Origin of the sequence: Orlajensenia leifsoniae (genome assembly GCF_004570845.1) — a bacterium.
Classification (GTDB): Bacteria; Actinomycetota; Actinomycetes; order Actinomycetales; family Microbacteriaceae; genus Orlajensenia; species Orlajensenia leifsoniae.
This window is the reverse complement of record NZ_SPQZ01000001.1, coordinates 417,456-434,853: the sequence shown is the minus strand read 5'-3', so window position 1 is coordinate 434,853 and position 17,398 is coordinate 417,456. Positions and strand designations below refer to the sequence as shown.

The window sequence follows — 17,398 nt, the reverse complement described above, 5'->3', positions numbered from 1 at the left end:
ATTGTCGGGGCCGATCGGCCCGCATCTTTCGAGGAGAACAACAATTGTCCAAGATCAAGGTTGAAGGCACCGTCGTCGAGCTCGACGGCGACGAGATGACACGCATCATCTGGCAGGCCATCAAGGATTCACTCATCCACCCGTACCTCGACATCGACCTCGAGTACTACGACCTCTCCATCCAGAAGCGTGACGAGACCGACGACCAGATCACGGTCGACGCGGCTCACGCCATCCTGAAGCACGGCGTCGGCGTCAAGTGCGCCACCATCACCCCCGACGAGGCCCGCGTCGAGGAGTTCGGCCTGAAGAAGATGTGGCGCTCGCCGAACGGCACCATCCGCAACATCCTCGGCGGCGTGATCTTCCGCGAGCCGATCATCATCTCGAACATCCCGCGCCTCGTCCCCGGCTGGAACAAGCCGATCATCGTCGGTCGCCACGCCTTCGGCGACCAGTACCGTGCCACCGACTTCCGCTTCGAGGGCGAGGGAACCCTCACGATGACCTTCACCCCGAAGGACGGCTCGGAGCCGCAGTCCTTCGAGGTCTTCCAGTCGCCGGGTTCCGGCGTGGCGATGGGCATGTACAACCTCGACGACTCGATCCGCGACTTCGCTCGCGCCTCGCTCAACTACGGCCTCGACCGCAACTACCCGGTCTACCTGTCCACCAAGAACACGATCCTCAAGGCCTACGACGGCCGGTTCAAGGACCTCTTCCAGGAGATCTTCGAGACCGAGTTCAAGGAGCAGTTCGACGCCGCGGGTCTCACCTACGAGCACCGCCTGATCGACGACATGGTCGCATCGTCGCTCAAGTGGGAGGGCGGCTACGTCTGGGCCTGCAAGAACTACGACGGCGACGTGCAGTCCGACACCGTGGCCCAGGGCTTCGGCTCGCTCGGCCTCATGACCAGCGTTCTGGCCACGCCGGACGGCAAGGTGGTGGAGGCCGAGGCCGCCCACGGCACCGTGACCCGTCACTACCGCCAGCACCAGCAGGGCAAGCCGACGTCGACCAACCCGATCGCGTCGATCTACGCGTGGACGCGCGGCCTGTCGCACCGCGGCAAGCTCGACGGCAACCAGGAGCTCATCGACTTCGCGTCGACGCTCGAGGACGTCGTCATCAAGACCGTCGAGTCCGGCTCGATGACGAAGGACCTCGCGCTCCTCGTCGGACCGGAGCAGGGCTACGAGACGACCGAGCAGTTCCTCGAGTCGATCGCCGCCAACCTGCGGGCGCGCCTGGCGTAAGCAGCAGCATCCGTCGTCCGGCCCACCGCCGGCGCCGCGCTCCAGTCCTGCGACTGGAGGATCGCAGCGCCGCGGTGGGCCGGATGTCTTTTCCGCACCGAGCCACTGCAGCACCGCCGGGTTCGGCACCACGATGAATCCCGAGGACACCCCATGAGCCAGATCCGCCTGAACGACGTGACCAAGGAGTACGACGGGCGACTCGTGGTGCGGGAGGCCTTCCTCAAGCTCCGCGAGGGCGATCGAGTGGGCCTCATCGGCAAGAACGGAACCGGCAAGACCACGTTCCTCGAACTCGTGCTGGGCAGGCAGGAGCCCACGAGCGGCACCGTCGACGTGTCGCTGGGCACCACGATCGGCTACTTCTCGCAGTTCTCCGAGCTCGACGGCGACCTCTCCATTCGGCAGATCCTGAGTGGCCTGTTCGCCGAGGTGCACGAGACCCAGGCCCGCATCGACGCCATCGGGACGCAGCTGGCCGAGCCGATGGACGACACCGAGATGACCCGGCTGCTCACCGAGCAGGGCGAGCTGTTCGAGAAGATGGACGCCATCGACGGATGGGGCTACGAGAACGTCATCGAGACCGTGCTCACCCGCATCGGCTTCGACGATGCCCGCAGTGCGCTGCCCGTCGACCGACTCTCGGGCGGGTGGCGCAACAGGGCGGCACTGGCGAAGATCCTGGTGCAGGCTCCCGACGTGCTGCTGCTCGACGAGCCGACCAACTTCCTCGACCTCGACGGCGTGCGTTGGCTCGAGGGCTGGCTGCGCACTTTCCCCGGCGCCGTGCTGGTGGTCTCGCACGACCGGCAGTTCCTCGACGGCGTCGTGACCCGCATCGTCGAGATCGAGAACCACCACCTGCACGACTACGACGGCGACTACTCCGCCTACGTGCAGGCCAAGCAGTCGCGGCTGAAGATGCTCGAGAAGCAGTTCGCCCACGAGGAGGAGTTGCTGGCCTACGAGCAGGCCGCGAGCAGTGCTCGCCGCGAGGCCGCCCGGAATCCCGACCGGGGACTGGCACGCAAGCTCGCCGACATCAAGAAGCGTCAAGCACCCCGCCCGGTCGACCAGGTCATCACGGCCATCTACGACGGTCTGCGGGTCAGCAACGACCTGTTGACCGTCGAGGGCCTCGCCAAGGGGTTCGGCGGCGAACCGTTGTTCTCCGGTCTCACCTTCAGCCTGCACCGTGGCGACCGCTTCGCCGTGGTCGGCTCGAACGGCTCGGGCAAGTCGACGCTGCTCGACGTGCTGACGGGCCAGACGGAGCCCGATGCCGGCCGCGTGCGCTGGGCGAAGGGCGCGCGCTTCGTCTCCTACAACCAGGTCTACGCCGAGCTCGACCTCACCGACACCGTCGGCCACGCCGTGAACGCCTACCCCGATTCCCTGGCCTTCACGGCGACCAAGAAGAGCGTGAACCGCTTCCTCGCGATGCTGCAGTTCTCGGATGCCGACCTGCAGCAGAAGATCGGCACCCTGTCCGGCGGTCAGCGGGCGCGCGTCGCCATCGCCCAGTGCCTGCTCTCGGGTGCGGCGGTCATCGTGCTCGACGAGCCGACGAACCACCTCGACATCACGAGCACCCAGGTGATGGAGCGCGCACTGACGCACTTCCCGGGCGCCGTGGTCGTGGTCAGCCACGACAGGTTCTTCATCGACAAGATCGCAGACACCCTGCTCGTCTTCGACGGGTCGGGCACAGTCACGCAGACCGCGGCGACGGGCGCGCTGTAAGCGTTTCCGGGCGGATCCCCTGCTCGACGGCGGCATGTTTCCGAAAGATCACAGGTTTGTAAAGAGCATGGACTAACTTCCTCCGCGATCTTGCAATCTGTTTGTTCGTAAGCTTTACTAACAAACATGACGGCAACGCAGCTCTCTCCCAGCCGGGCACTCCGCCCGACCGCCAAGGTGTTGCCCGAGCATGCTCGGGGGCACAACCGCTCCCTCGTCCTCCAGACGCTGTACCGCGCATCGGGCCAGAGCCGCGCCGATGTCGCCCGCGAGACCGGCCTCACCCGTGTGACGGTCTCCGACCTCGTGGCCGAGCTCATCGCCGAGGGACTCGTCGTCGAGACGGGACAGCGTGAGGATGCTCGTCCGGGGAAGCCCGCCACCCTGCTCGACTTCGATCGCGGCGCCTTCCAGGTCGTGGCCGTCGACCTCTCTGACGACTCGGTCTTCCGAGGAGCCGTGCTCGACCTCGGCGGCGCGATCCTCGCCCGCGTCGAGGTCGCCCTCGCCGGAAGCACGGGCTCGGAGGCCATCGCGAAGGTCCTGCACCTCGTCGACAGCCTCGTCGCGGCCGCAACGGCCCCGCTCCTCGGCATCGGAGTCGGTTCCCCCGGCATCGTCGACCTCGAGGGCACTGTGCGCACCGCACCCAACCTGCGGTGGACCTCCGTCGACCTGCACGGCCTCCTGGCCGAGCGCTTCGAGGTTCCCGTGCTCGTCGCCAACGACGCCAACGCCGCCGTCTTCGCCGAGCACAGCTTCGGCGGTGTCGACGGCGACATCATGCTCATCAAGGTGGGTCACGGTGTGGGCGCCGGCCTGCTGGTCGGCGGTCGCCCGCTCTTCGGGGCCACCTCGGCCGCCGGCGAGATCGGCCACGTCGTCGTCGGTACCGACGGCGGCCCCGTCTGCGCCTGCGGCAAGACCGGATGCCTCGAGGCCTGGCTCGCCGCCCCGCGCCTGGCGGCACGCATCGCGGCCATCACCGCGACCGGAGCCGAGGCCGATGCCGAGCGCGACACTGTTCTTCGGGAGGCGGGCCGCCGGCTCGGCATCATCCTCGCCCCCGTGGTCGGAGCCCTCGATCTCTCCGAGATCGTGCTGAGCGGCCCGACCGAACTGCTTGAAGGCCCGCTGGCGACAGCGGCCATCGAGACGATCCGCACCAGAACGATGGCCGAGTTCACCGGCTCTCTGACGGTTCGGATGACCACGCAGGGGCAGGACATCGTCCTCCGCGGCGCCGCGGTCATGGTCCTATCCGGACAGCTCGGGGTCTCCTAGGGACCCTGACGAATGGGAGTCGGAAAGCCGCGACGCCCAGTGCTCGTGAACCAACCACACTCCGAAGCACCACCACCCAACCAAGAGAAGGAAATCCCAATGAAGAGAAAGTACGCAGTAGCTGCCATCGCAACCGCAGCCGCACTCGTTCTCGCCGGTTGCAGCTCGACGGGCGGCGACGCCGCTTCCACCGAGTCTGCCAAGGGCCAGGACATCACGCTGTGGCTGATGGGCGGTGACACCCCCGACACCCTCCGCGACTACCTCAAGACGGAGTACAAGAAGGCGACCGGTGGCACGCTGAAGATCGAGGAGCAGGGCTGGGGCGACGCCGTCGCCAAGCTCACCACTGCGCTTCCCGACGCCGCCAACACTCCTGACGTGACCGAGATCGGCAACACCTGGTCGCCGACCTTCACCAACGCCGGCGCCTTCACCGACCTGAGCGACATGTACGACGAGCTCGGCGGCGACAAGCTGCTGAAGTCGTTCGTCGAGGTCGGCGAGGTCGATGGCAAGCAGTACGCGCTGCCCTACTACTTCGGCTCGCGCTACAACTTCTACCGCAAGGACATCTGGTCGGCTGCGGGCAAGACCGTTCCCACGACGCTCGCCGAGTTCGACGAGACCGTCAAGTCGCTGAAGACCGACACGCAGTCGGGCTTCTACATCGGCGGCTCCGACTGGCGCAACGGCATCTCCTGGATCTTCGCCAACGGTGGGGACCTCGCCAAGAAGGACGGCGACAAGTGGGTCGGCACGCTGGCCTCCGACGAGACCGTCAAGGGCCTGACCGAGTTCCAGTCGCTGTTCGAGGGCGCTTCCCTCGCACCGGCGACCGAGTTCGACAGCACCCCGTGGGTCAACATCAACAACAACGAGGCGACCGGTGTCCCCGAGGCCGCGACGATCATCGCTCCCGGATGGGCGCACTGGTCGATCGGTGACCTGGCTCCGGACCCGAAGGACGCGACCAAGACCGTCGCCACCTGGAACGACGACACCTTCGGCACCTTCGTGCTTCCCGGTGTCGACGGTGGAGCAGCCCCGGTCTTCGCCGGTGGATCCAACATCGCCGTCTCGGCCGCCAGCAAGAACCAGGCCGGCGCCAAGGAGCTCATGAAGATCATCTTCTCCGAGGACTACCAGACCCTTCTCGGCGAGAACGGTCTCGGCCCGGCGAACCTCGACTACGCGTCGGCTCTCGGTGACGACCAGTTCGCCAAGGCCCTCGTCGAGTCGGCTGCCGGCTCGAAGCTGACCCCCGCTGCCCCCGGATGGGCTGCAGTCGAGGGTGCCGGCATCCTCGAGGAGTTCTTCGGCAAGGTCTCGGCCGGCGGCGACGTCAAGGCCCTGGCCACCGAGTACGACGAGAAGCTGGACAAGCTCCTCAACTAGTCGGACCCCCGGTCCGCGGTCGGTCACGGCTGCGGCATCCGGAACACAGCACGAAACCAGGGGCCGCGAGCGACTCTTCGCTCGCGGCCCCTACCCCTGATCTCTTGCACGCGCACCACACTGAAAGGAGGATGAGACCGTGACAGCAACGCTCACCCGGGACGCCCCCGCAGCCGCGCCGAAGCCGCCGGCGCAACGCCCCCGACGACGCCTCTCCGTTCCGCATCTTCTCCTCATCCCCGCGATCGTCATCCTCCTGGTCGGCATGGGCTACCCGCTCATCTGGCAGATCGTCACCTCGATGCAGGAATTCGGCATCAAGCAGCAGTTCGGCCAGCCGGCTCCGTTCGTGGGCCTCGCCAACTACTTCAGCCTCGCCACCGACCCCACCATGTGGGAGGTGGTCGTGCGCTCCATCGCCTTCTGCTTCATCACGGCCGCCGTCACCCTCGTGGTCGGCCTGCTGCTCGCCGTGCTCATGACCGCCGTCGGCACCGTCGTGCGGCTCATCCTGCAGATCTCGCTGCTGCTCGCCTGGGCCATGCCCGTCGTCGCCGCGATGACAGTGTGGATCTGGCTCTTCGATCGCCGCCGCGGTGTCGTCAACTACCTTCTCGACATGATCCCGGGCGTCGACATGAACCGGTTCTCGTGGCTGTCGACCCCCATCACCTTCTTCATCGTCGCCAGCGTCATCGTCATCTGGATGAGCGTTCCGTTCGTGGCGTTCTCGGTGTACGCCGGTCTCACGCAGGTGTCGGAAGAGGTACTGGAGGCCGCCCAGCTCGACGGCGCGAACGGTGTCAAGCGCCTGCGTTACATCATCATGCCGATGATCCGACCGGTCATCATGATCGTGCTGCTGCTGCAGCTCATTTGGGACCTGCGCGTGTTCACCCAGATCACGATGCTGCAGGATGCCGGATCCAAGTCGAGCGAGTACGACCTGCTCGGCACCTACATCTACAAGCTCGGCGCCGGGTCCCAGGACTTCGGCATGGCCAGCGCCGTCTCCATCTTCGTACTCGCGCTCACCCTGGCCATCAGCTGGTTCTACGTGCGCAGCCTTCTCAAGGAGGACGAGCAGTCATGACCGACACCAGCCTCAACACCCACGTCATCGCGAGCGAGCTCGCTCCCGCTCCCGCTCCCATCCCCACGGCCCCCGAGACGCAGCCTCAGAAGCTCACGCGCTTGCGCTTCCGTCCGGCGCGCATCCTGCTGTCGATCCTCGCCATCGTGGTGTCGGTGGCCTGGGTGTTCCCCGTCTACTGGATGCTGAACTCCTCGCTGCTCTCGAACCGCACCCTGCAGTCGTTCATCCCCACGTTCGTGCCCATCGGCGGCTCGTTCGAGAACTACGCCAACGCCCTCGAGAACGGCACCTTCTACTCCGCACTCGGCATCAGCCTCTCGGTCACCCTCATCGCGGTGTTCTTCTGCCTGCTGTTCGCCTTCCTCGCCGCCGTGGCCATCAGCCGGTTCCGGTTCAAGGGCCGCAAGTCGTTCGTGCTGGCCGTGCTCATCATCCAGATGCTCCCGGCCGAGGGCCTGTTCATCGCGCAGTACAAGATGGTCTCGAGCGTCGGGCTCCTGAACTCGATCATCGGCGTGAGCATCATCTACACCGCCGCCGTCGTCCCGTTCACGATCTGGATGCTGCGCGGATTCGTCGCGGGCATCCCGGCCGACCTCGAGGAGGCGGCCATGGTCGACGGACTCAGCCGCACCGGCGCCTTCATGCGCATCACGTTCCCCCTGCTCGCACCCGGGCTGGTGGCATCCGGAGTCTTCGCGTTCCTGCAGGCCTGGAACGAGTTCACCGTGGCCCTCGTGCTGCTGCCGGCCGAGGACATGCACACGCTGCCGCTGTGGTTGCGCGGCTTCATCCAGGCCAGCGCCACCCGTGAGACCGACTGGGGCCAGGTCATGGCCGCGTCGACGCTCGTGGCCCTGCCCGTCATCGTCTTCTTCCTCATCGTGCAGGGCCGGATGACGAGCGGACTCGTGGCCGGGGCGGTCAAGGGATGAGCGGAGCAGCCACCACAGCATCCGTTCCCGACTCCGACACCCTCAGCAGCAGGGGAGAGCTCCGCCAGCTCGTCGCCGCGACGCTCATGCCCGGTTTCGTGGGCACCGAGCTTCCCGACTGGCTCGCCGCCCGGCTGCGTGCCGGCCTCGGCGGAGTCTGCGTCTTCGGCCCGAACATCGTGTCGCGGTCGCAGCTGCGTGCACTGACGGATGCCGTCCGCGCGGCGAATCCGCGCGCCGTCATCGCGATCGACGAGGAGGGCGGCGACGTCACGCGGCTCTACTACGATCAGGGATCGCCCTACCCCGGCCCGGCCGTACTCGGCCGGCTCGACGACCTGCAGCTCACCGAGCGGGTCGGTCGCACCGTCGCCGAGGAGCTGGCCGCCGTCGGCTGCACCCTGAACTTCGCACCCGACGCCGACGTGAACTCCAACCCCGACAACCCCGTCATCGGCGTGCGCAGCTTCGGCACCGATCCCGTCGCCGTCGCGCGCCACATCGGCGCGTGGGTGACGGGACACGAGGGCGCCGGCATCGCCGTGAGCGCGAAGCACTTCCCCGGCCACGGCGACACCGCGCAGGACTCGCACCTCGCACTGCCCGTCATCGACGCCGACCTCGAGACCCTGCGCTCGCGAGAACTGGTGCCGTTCCGAGCCGCGATCGAGGCCGGAGCCCGCACCATCATGACCTCGCACATCCTCATCCCGCAGGTCGACGCCGAGTTCCCCGCCACGCACTCGCGCATCATCCTCCAGGGGCTGCTGCGCGAGGAGCTCGGCTTCGACGGCCTGATCGTCAGCGACGCCCTCGACATGAAGGGCGCCAGCGGCATCCACGGCATCCCCGAAGCCGCCGTGCGCGCCCTCGACGCCGGCTGCGACCTGCTCTGCATCGGAACAGAGAACACCGACGCCGAACTGGGCGAGATCGAGGACCGCGTGCTCGCGGCGATCGCGAGCGGTCGCCTGTCGATCGAGCGTGTGCTCGAGGCCGCGCTCCGCGTTCGCGAGCTGGGCGAGGAGACCAACGCCGTGCTCGCAGCGCTCGACGCCGGCTCGAACGGGGCTTCGGCCTCGACCCGCGCCGACGACGATGCCCCGGCCTCCGAGTTCGCCGAACCCGTCTTCGACACCGCGCAGGTGCAGCGTGCCTTCGACGTCTCGCCGCACGCTCGGGCCTGGCTCGATGCCGGCATCGCACCGAGTGCCGTCGTGCGCATCGACACCGTCGCCAACATCGCCGTGGGAGTCGCCCCCTGGGGGCCGTTCGCCGAGCTGGCGCGGCATCCGTTCCCCACAGACTCGGCGTGGAGCGCCCCGCACGCTCTCGCAGAGGGGAGTGCGGCACTTCCCGAGGTCCCGGGACCGGTGATCGTGGTCGGAAAGGACATCCACCGCTACGCTTTCGCACGCGACGCCATCGATGAGCTGCGCGCGAACGGGGGAGCAGTGCTCGTGGTCGACCTGGGCTGGCCGAGCGACGATCGCGCCTACGCCGACATCGCCACCTTCGGGGCCTCGCGCCTGCTGGGACGCAGTGTCCTCGCCCTGCTCGAAGGGCAGCCGGCATGAGACTCGGAATCGACATCGGCGGCACGAAGACCGCCGCGATCGCCATGGACTCCGACGGACGCCTCAGCGACCAGGTGCGGATGCCGACGGGGTGGGGCGGCCCGGCCGTCATCGAGACCGCCGTCGACGCCGTGCATCAGGTCGCTGCGCTCTCGGGCATCAGGGTCGGCGACCTGCGCTCCATCGGCATCGGCATCCCGGGTGCCGTCGACTCGGCCACCGGACGGGTGCGTCACGCCGTGAACCTGGGCGTGGACGACCTCGACCTGGGCCAGGCGCTCATCGAGCGCCTCGGAGTGACCGTGAGCGTCGAGAACGACGTCAAGGCCGCGGCCATGGGTGCGCAGCACCTGCTGACCGAGACCGGGGCTGCCAACGGGTTCGACTCGATGGCCTACCTCAACCTCGGTACCGGGCTCGCGGCGGGCATCGTGCAGCACGGAGTGCTGCTGCGCGGCGGCCACGGCATCGCCGGAGAGATCGGCCACATCCCGATCGACCCGAACGGGGCCGTGTGCAGCTGCGGTCAGCGCGGCTGCGTCGAGACCGTCGCCTCGGGCTCGGCGATCGCGCGCCTGTGGCCGACGGATGACGCCCTCCCCGCTCGCGCCCTGTTCCGGGCTGCGGCATCCGGAGACCCCGAGGCTCTCGCCGTGCAGGAGCGCTTCTTCGAGGGAGTCTCCGCGGCCGTGCGCATCCTCGTGCTGTCGACCGACGTGGACGCCGTCGTCATCGGTGGCGGTCTCAGCGCTCTCGGCACCCCGCTCATCGATGGCGTGCGTTCAGCGCTCGGTCGGGCGGCGGAATCCTCGCGCTTCCTGGCATCGATCGCTCTCGCCGAGCGCGTGCACATCATCCCACTCGGATTCCCGGCCGCAGCGGTCGGAGCAGCCCTCACAGGAGTCACCCATGGCTGAAGTCGTCATCGTCCCCGATGCCGCGGCGGCTGGATCGGTCGTCGCCGACGCCATCGTCGCCCTCATCGAGCGACGACCGGATGCCGTGCTGGGCCTCGCGACAGGCTCGACACCGCTCACCACGTACCGCGCCCTCGAGACCCGTATCCATGCCGAGAGCATCGATGTGAGCAGGGTGCGCGGGTTCGCGCTCGACGAGTACGTCGGCCTGCCCGTCGATCACCCCGAGAGCTACCACTCGGTCATCCACCGCGAGGTCGTCGAGCCGCTCGGTCTCGACCCTGCGCGCATCAACGTGCCGAACGGCGACCCGAGCGGGATCCTGACCTCGGGCGACGAGTACGAGGCGGCGATCCTCGCGGCCGGCGGCGTCGACCTGCAGATCCTCGGCATCGGGACCACGGGTCACATCGGCTTCAACGAGCCGGGCTCGTCGCTGGCCTCGACGACGCGCTGGAAGACCCTGACCGAGCAGACCCGTCGTGACAATGCGCGTTTCTTCGACTCGATCGATCAGGTGCCGACGCACTGCATCACCCAGGGGCTGGGCACGATCATGCGGGCGCGGCACCTGGTGCTGCTGGCGTTCGGAGAGGGCAAGGCCGCTGCGCTGGCCGACGCGCTCGAGGGGCCGGTCTCGGCGAGCCATCCCGGCTCGGCCGTGCAGCTGCATCCGCACGTCACCGTCGTCGTCGACGAGGCTGCCGCGTCGAAGCTCGGCAACGCCGAGTACTACAGGCACGCGTGGGCGTTGCGTCCGGTGGGCGTGCCGCTGTAGGGGTGATCCCGCTCGCTGAGGGCCGAGCGGAGCGACCGCCCGAAGCGCAGTGGATGCTGGGCTTTCGGCGCGCTTCGACCGCGGACTGCGTCCGGGCCTCAGCGAGCGGCTGACACGAACGGAGGGGTTAGAGCGCGACGCCGTTCGCCCAGACCTGCTGCACCGCGAAGTCGGCGTCGAGAAGCACGGCGTCGGCCGCGTAGCCCTCGGCCAGCAGGCCGAGCTCCGAGTCCAGTCCGAGCACCCGTGCCGGAGTGAGCGTGAGCGCCGTGACGGCGACGACGGGGTCGAGCCCCACGAGGTCGACGGCGTTCCTCAGGGCGACGTCCATCGTGAGGGTCGAGCCCGCGATCGATCCACCGGAGGTGAGCCTCGCGACGCCATCGGTCACGGTGACGTCGAGAGAGCCCAGCTCGTAGTGCCCGTCGCCTGCCCCTGTCGCGGCCATGGCATCGGTGATGAGGGCGATGCGTCCTGGTGCGGCGGCGAAGGCGAGCGCAGCGACCTCGGGTCGCACGTGCACGCCGTCGAGGATGAGCTCGAGCGTGACGCGCTCGTCGCCGAAGGCCGCGACGATGGGGCCGGGCTGGCGATGGTGGATGCCGGGCAGCGCGTTGAAGGCGTGGGTGATGAGTGTCGCGCCCCTGTCGAACGCGGCCTGCGCCTGCTCGAAGCTCGCCGCCGTGTGACCGACGGCGACGACGACGCCGGCCGCTGAGAACGCCTCGACGGCATCGAGGCCACCGGGCAGCTCGGGAGCGAGGGTGATCTGGCGGAGGGTGCCCCGCGCCGCGGCCAGCAGGGTCGCGATGACCGCGGCATCGGCCTCGACCAGCAGCTCCGCATTGTGCGCCCCGCGATGAGAGTCGGCGAGGAACGGACCCTCGAGGTGCGCGCCGAGCACCAGCGGGTCGGCATGCGCGAGGTCCGCGATGATGCCGAGGCTGCCGGCGAGGGTGTCGACGGGGTTGGTGACCAGGCTCAGCACCGACCGGGTGGTTCCGTGAGCGCGGTGCACGGCGAGGGCGGTGCGGATGCCGTCGAGGTCGTGGTCGAAGTCGGTTCCGCCGCCGCCGTGGCCGTGCAGGTCGATGAAGCCCGGGGTGAGCCAGCCCCCGGCGGCGTCCGTGACGGCGGCGGAGGGGTCGGATGCCGCGACGGCACGCCATCCGTCACCCGTGCCCGTCGCCGTGATGCGATCGGCGGATGCCGCGAACCAGAAGTCGTCGATGATGCCATCGGCGTCGAGCTTGCGGGCACCGTGGACGATGAGGGTCACGCGAACTCCTTGCGGCCGCTGATGACCCCGGAGATCGTGGCCACGATGGCGAAGACCGCTGCGACGATGGGCTGTCCGAGCTGCCACCAGGCCACGGCGGCCGAGCCCATCACGACGATCTCGACGACGGCCTTGCCGAAGGGGTCGATCCTGAACACGGCCTTGGGGGAGCGGAACAGGCCCCAGAGCAGGATGGCGAGAAGCGGCGCTCCGATGCCGATGAGGGCGCCGGGCCACGGCAGCGGCCAGGCCGTGAATCCCCAGATGCCCAACGTGACGACCGCGAAGATCTCGAGCAGGAATCGGAGGATGTCGTTCGGGCTCACCCTGTACTGTTCTGGCGCTGCGTCACTCACCCGTCGAGTTTATCGGGCGGGCTCAGCGGAAGATGATCGTGCGAGCGCCGTCCTGCAGCACCCGACGCTCGGCGAACCACTTGACCGCCTGGCTCAGGGTGCGGCTCTCCTCGTCCTGGCCGATGGCGACGAGCTCGCTGGGGGAGCGCGAGTGATCGACGCGCACGACGTTCTGCTCGATGATCGGGCCCTCGTCGAGGTCGCTCGTGACGAAGTGCGCCGTGGCGCCGATGAGCTTCACGCCGCGTGCATGCGCCTGCTTGTACGGGTTCGCGCCCTTGAATCCGGGCAGGAAGGAGTGGTGGATGTTGATGGCCATGCCCTCGAGCCGCTCGCACAGCTCGGGGGTCAGGATCTGCATGTAGCGCGCCAGCACCACGAGCTCGATGTCGTGCTCGTCGACGGCCCGCAGCACGCGCTCCTCGAAGGCGGCCTTGCTCGCGGCATCCGTCACCGGAAGGGACTCGAACGGTACGCCGTGGAATCCGACGAGGTCGCGCAGGGTGGAGTGGTTCGAGAGCACCAGCGGGATGTGCACGGGCAGTTGGCCGGCGCGCTGGCGGAACAGCAGGTCGTTGACGCAGTGCGCGGCCGTCGATGCGAGCACGAGGGTGCGCAGCGGCCGGCCGACGGTGTCGATGTGCGCCGCCATGCCGTAGCGCTCGATGACCGGGGCGAGGGCCGCCTCGAACTCGCTGCGGTCGGCGAGCGACTCCACCTGCAGTCTGATGAAGAACCGGCCGGTGTCCGCGCTCGAGAACTGCTGGCTCTCGGTGATGTTTCCGCGCGCCGAGACGATGGCGCCGCTCACGGCGTGCACGATTCCGGGCTGGTCGGGGCAGCTCACCGTGATGACCCAGTGGTGGTGGATCTGCGGAGGCTGCACGGCGGCGTCGAAGTCCATCCGCTCAGGTTATCCCGTGGAGCCCGGCTAGACTCGACGACGGCCGGTGTGATCGACCCGGCCCTGGGCGCGCACAACAGCGCGTAGTCGACCCGCAGTGCTCGCGCTCATCGAGCGAGAGAGCGTCACGCGGGGAACGCCTGTCGGAGACTCCCATGTCCACGACCGATTCCGCTGCCGCGAGCAGCACCTCCACATTCCCCTGGCTGGGCCTCATCGTGCTGGCCGTCGCCGTCTTCCTCTCGGTGACCGGCGAGATGCTGCCGACGGGCCTGCTGCCCGACATGAGCAGCGACCTCGGCGTCTCGGAGCCCCTCGTCGGCCTGCTCGTGACGGTGTTCGCGTTCACCGTCGTGCTCACCAGTGCCCCGCTCACTGGGCTCACCCGGCGACTGCCGCGCCACGCCCTGCTGGTCGCGGCCATCGTCGTGCTCGGGCTCGCGAACGTGCTCACGGCTCTCGCCCCGAACTACGGCTTCGTGGTCGGATCCCGGGTGGTCGGGGGCATGGCGCACGGCCTGTTCTGGGCGATCGTCGGCGCCTACGCCGGTCACCTCGTGCCCAAGGAGCAGATCGGCCGCGCCGTCTCGATCGCGCTCGGCGGCGGCACCCTGGCGTTCGTGTTCGGGGTTCCGCTCGGCACCGCACTCGGCCACGCCGTCGGCTGGCGCCTCGCCTTCGGCATCGTCGCCGGCCTCACGCTGCTGAGCGCGGTGCTGGTCTGGCGCTTCCTGCCCGTGGTGCACCGCGTCGAGCCGGGCGTGAACACCGCGGCCATCCCCGCGCTCCGTGATCGCTCGGTCATGGCCGTGGCCATAGTCTGCGCCGTGACGGCGATCACGATGATCGGCCACTACGTGCTGTACACCTACATCGCCCCGTACTTCATCGACGTGGTCGGAACGGATGCGGCTGCCGTGAGCCCGCTCCTCTTCGTCGCCGGGGTCTCGGGCCTCATCGGCCTGGTCGTCGCCGGTGCCGTGTTCAGCAAGCGCCCCACGCGAGGCCTGCTCATCTCCCTCGGCGTCGTGGCGCTCTCGGTCTCGGCGCTCGGGCTCTTCTCGGGCAGCTTCATTCCGGCGCTGATCGCCTTCATCATCTGGAGCCTGGCGTTCGGCATGCTGCCGCCGCTGTTGCAGACGCGACTGCTGCACGCGGCATCCGCTCGCATCCGCGACGCGGCCAGCGCGTTCTACACGACGGCTTTCAACATCGGCATCGGCGGGGGCGCTCTGCTCGGCGCCGTGCTCTACGACACCCTCGGGCTCGCGGCGCTGCCGTGGGTGTACGCGGGCATCGTCGTCGTCGCGTTCGTGGTCGTCGCCGTCACCTCGGGCCACCACCGGCCGCAGGGCGCTGACGTCGTGCAGGCCGGCGCGTAGCCGAGCGCCCTCACTCGAGCCTGATGGCGTCGGCACCCACGAGACGGCGGTAGCGCCACTCGTCGATCACGACGACCACGAACAGCACCACGTTCACCAGCCAGGTGAGAACCAGCGGGCTGAGGAGCCCGGCGATCGCGAACAGCGCAGCCAAGGCGACGATTCCGAGCAGGTGGGGGAGCAGCCACGGCCCGCCGACGGAGCGCTTGAACAGCGTGGTGCCGAACAGGTAGATGGCGGCACCTCCGGTGATGATCGCCGCTGTGGCCGCATCCGTCTCGCCGTGATGACCGAACGGATGCGCCAGCACGAGGTCGTCGCCGACGGCAGTGAGCACGATGCCGATCACCATGAGGATGGGGATGTACGTGTAGGTCGCGCGAGCGATACTGCCGCTGGACTCGGCGCTGGCGATGTAGGCGGAGCCGCTGCGCTCGCCGTGGGCGAAGTAGAGCAGCCACAGCAGCACCGTGCCGACGAAGGCGGCGAGGAGGGCGGCGAAACCCTCCCACGAGACGGGCTGCGCGGAGAACACCGACCCCGTCACGATGATGGACTCGCCGAGCGCGATGATGAAGAACAGGCCGACCCGCTCCGCCATGTGCTCGCCGGAGACCTCCCACGTCTCCATCGGCGACTTGCCCATTCCCGGCACCCAGAACCTGGCCGCTGGGCCGACGCACTCGATGGCGAGGGCCACCACCCAGATCCAGATGCGCTGCTCGGGATCGGCGAAGCCGCCCGTGATCCAGAGGGTGCCGGAGGCCAGGTACCAGATGATGATGCGCACGACGTTGAGCGCATTCTCCTGCCGACCCTGCTCGCGGAAGGAGAAGTACGCGAACGTGGTGCGGCTGAGCTGCATGGCCACGAAGGAGATCGCGAACAACCAGCCCTTGTCGGTGAAGGCCTCGGGGATGGCGCTCGACATGAGCAGCCCGAACAGCATGAGCACGATGAGCATGCCGCGCACGGCGCCGCGCTCGGGGTTCAGCCAGTTGGCGATCCAGGTGGTGTCGACCCACGCCCACCACACGGCGCCCACGAGGATGAGCACCTCGGCGAAGCGCAGCAGTGTCGGCTCGTCGATGAGGCTGTGCGAGAGCTGCGTGATGGCGAACACGAAGACGAGGTCGAAGAACAGCTCGACGAAGGTCACGCGGTGCGACTCGTCGCCCGTCGTGGGACGCAGGAGATTGCGGGTGAAGCCCGTGCGCGGCATCCGTTCGCCTTCCGATCGAGGGAGTGGCCTCAGGCTAGCGGTGCGTTGCGCTCTCGACAGCCCGGCGCAGGCCGCTTCGATAGCTCCACTCGTCGGCGAGCACGACGACGGCCAGCACGCCGTTCACGGCGAAGCTGAGGCTCACCGGGGTGATGCCGACGCCGATGACGCCCAACACGATGAGCGCGGCGATGGCGACGAGGTGCGACAGCAGCCACGGCATCCCCACGGACCGCTTGAACAGCAGGTTGCCGAGCACGTAGACGGCGGGTCCGCCGCAGATGAGCCAGGCCGTCGACGGATGCTCCATCTCGTGCGGATGCAGGATCACGAGCTCGTCGGCCACGGCCGTGAGCACGACGCCGATCACCATGACGACCGGGACGATCGTGTAGGCGTTCCGCGCCACGATGCCCGTCTTCGATGCCTCCTCCATGCGCTCGCGGCCGCCGCGCTCGCCGTGGTTGAAGTAGAGCATCCAGAGCAGCACGGAACCGATGAACGCTGCGAGGTAGCCGCCGATGGAGTCGGCGCTGAGCTCGACCCCGGCGAAGACGGTTCCCGTGACGATGATGGACTCGCCGATGGCGATGATGAAGAACAGGCCGACGCGCTCGTTCATGTGCTCGCCGCTGACGTCCCAGGTCTCGGCCGGTGTGCCGCCGAGGCCGGGCACGCGGAACCTGACGAGCGGGCCGAGGAAGGCGAGGGCCAGCGCTGCAGCCCAGATCCAGACCCGCGCGTCGGCCGGGCCGAAGCCGCCGAGCAGCCAGAGCAGGCCACCCGCGCAGGTCCACACGAGGATGCGCACGAAGTTGCGGGCGTTGTCGGGTCGGTGGATGCGGAAGGCGACGATGGCGAAGACTGTCCGCACCAGGCCGATGAGCACGATGCCGACGGCGAAGACGGCTCCACCGACGTCGCTGTCGAAGGCGTGGGGGAGCGAGCTCGAGAGCGTGAGGCCGAGTGCCATGAGCACGAGGAGCAGGGCGCGTACCGGCCACTTCTCGGGGTTGAGCCAGTTGGTCACCCAGGTGGTGTCGACCCAGATCCACCAGATGGCCGCCGTGAGCACGACGGTCTCGACGAGGCCGACCGGGCTCGGCTCCTCGAGGAACAGCTTCGAGAGCTGCGTGAACGCGAAGATGAAGACGACATCGAAGAACACCTCGATGAAGGTCACGCGATGAGCGGCCTCGCCGTCTTCAGGGCGGAGCACGCCCGGTCCGGCAGCGCGATCGTCGTCGGTCTCCACATCGCTCAGG

The 17,398-nt window shown here is 68.4% G+C and carries 15 protein-coding genes; 10 read left to right on the top strand and 5 right to left on the bottom strand.

Annotated elements, in window-relative coordinates; genetic code table 11:
- Positions 1-44: 44 nt before the first annotated feature.
- The 9 genes from E4M00_RS02150 (at position 45) to nagB (ending at position 10,990) form a co-directional block, all read left to right on the top strand.
- A complete protein-coding gene (locus E4M00_RS02150) occupies positions 45-1,259 on the top strand; it encodes an NADP-dependent isocitrate dehydrogenase (RefSeq protein WP_055911435.1) in 1,215 nt (404 codons plus the stop codon).
- Between the two features lie 153 nt (positions 1,260-1,412).
- Entirely contained in the window at positions 1,413-3,005 is a 1,593-nt protein-coding gene (locus E4M00_RS02145; protein ID WP_135118898.1) for an ABC-F family ATP-binding cassette domain-containing protein, read from the top strand.
- A 126-nt stretch (positions 3,006-3,131) separates the two neighbouring features.
- On the top strand, positions 3,132-4,289 hold the full coding sequence (locus tag E4M00_RS02140) for an ROK family transcriptional regulator (protein WP_135118897.1): 1,158 nt from the start codon (positions 3,132-3,134) through the stop codon (positions 4,287-4,289).
- Between the two features lie 99 nt (positions 4,290-4,388).
- Positions 4,389-5,687 (top strand): extracellular solute-binding protein, encoded by a 1,299-nt coding sequence (locus E4M00_RS02135; protein WP_135118896.1) that lies wholly within the window; start codon positions 4,389-4,391, stop codon positions 5,685-5,687.
- Positions 5,688-5,826: 139 nt separating this feature from the next.
- The gene (locus tag E4M00_RS02130; RefSeq protein WP_240036781.1) at positions 5,827-6,780 is read left to right on the top strand and encodes a carbohydrate ABC transporter permease; all 954 of its coding nucleotides are present in this window, start codon (positions 5,827-5,829) and stop codon (positions 6,778-6,780) included.
- Positions 6,777-7,718: a carbohydrate ABC transporter permease gene (locus E4M00_RS02125; RefSeq protein WP_135118895.1), complete on the top strand. Its 942-nt coding sequence runs from the start codon at positions 6,777-6,779 to the stop codon at positions 7,716-7,718. Before E4M00_RS02130 ends, E4M00_RS02125 begins: the two co-directional genes overlap by 4 nt.
- Positions 7,715-9,295 (top strand): beta-N-acetylhexosaminidase, encoded by a 1,581-nt coding sequence (gene nagZ, locus E4M00_RS02120; RefSeq protein WP_135118894.1) that lies wholly within the window; start codon positions 7,715-7,717, stop codon positions 9,293-9,295. Before E4M00_RS02125 ends, nagZ begins: the two co-directional genes overlap by 4 nt.
- Positions 9,292-10,212 (top strand): ROK family protein, encoded by a 921-nt coding sequence (locus E4M00_RS02115; RefSeq protein ID WP_135118893.1) that lies wholly within the window; start codon positions 9,292-9,294, stop codon positions 10,210-10,212. The genes nagZ and E4M00_RS02115 overlap by 4 nt, the downstream gene beginning before the upstream one ends.
- On the top strand, positions 10,205-10,990 hold the full coding sequence (gene nagB, locus E4M00_RS02110; protein ID WP_135118892.1) for a glucosamine-6-phosphate deaminase: 786 nt from the start codon (positions 10,205-10,207) through the stop codon (positions 10,988-10,990). Before E4M00_RS02115 ends, nagB begins: the two co-directional genes overlap by 8 nt.
- Before the next feature lie 127 nt (positions 10,991-11,117).
- Here nagB and nagA read toward each other — a convergent pair whose 3' ends face one another.
- From nagA to purU, 3 genes are read right to left on the bottom strand one after another with little or no spacing between them, the layout of a single operon-like run.
- A complete protein-coding gene (gene nagA / locus E4M00_RS02105; protein ID WP_135118891.1) occupies positions 11,118-12,269 on the bottom strand; it encodes an N-acetylglucosamine-6-phosphate deacetylase in 1,152 nt (383 codons plus the stop codon).
- A complete protein-coding gene (locus tag E4M00_RS02100) occupies positions 12,266-12,625 on the bottom strand; it encodes a YrdB family protein (protein ID WP_135118890.1) in 360 nt (119 codons plus the stop codon). The genes nagA and E4M00_RS02100 overlap by 4 nt, the downstream gene beginning before the upstream one ends.
- Positions 12,626-12,647: 22 nt before the next feature.
- Positions 12,648-13,529 carry a formyltetrahydrofolate deformylase gene (gene purU / locus E4M00_RS02095; RefSeq protein ID WP_056165958.1) on the bottom strand — a complete coding sequence of 294 codons (882 nt, stop codon included), beginning with the start codon at positions 13,527-13,529 and terminating at the stop codon, positions 12,648-12,650.
- A 155-nt stretch (positions 13,530-13,684) separates the two neighbouring features.
- Here purU and E4M00_RS02090 point away from each other — a divergent pair, with 155 nt between their 5' ends.
- Positions 13,685-14,911 (top strand): MFS transporter, encoded by a 1,227-nt coding sequence (locus E4M00_RS02090; RefSeq protein ID WP_135118889.1) that lies wholly within the window; start codon positions 13,685-13,687, stop codon positions 14,909-14,911.
- Between the two features lie 10 nt (positions 14,912-14,921).
- Here the strand turns inward: E4M00_RS02090 and E4M00_RS02085 are convergent, their stop codons facing one another.
- Both E4M00_RS02085 and E4M00_RS02080 read right to left on the bottom strand, forming a co-directional pair.
- On the bottom strand, positions 14,922-16,133 hold the full coding sequence (locus tag E4M00_RS02085; RefSeq protein ID WP_135118888.1) for a low temperature requirement protein A: 1,212 nt from the start codon (positions 16,131-16,133) through the stop codon (positions 14,922-14,924).
- 34 nt (positions 16,134-16,167) lie between these two features.
- On the bottom strand, positions 16,168-17,388 hold the full coding sequence (locus E4M00_RS02080; protein ID WP_167756792.1) for a low temperature requirement protein A: 1,221 nt from the start codon (positions 17,386-17,388) through the stop codon (positions 16,168-16,170).
- Positions 17,389-17,398 lie beyond the last annotated feature (10 nt).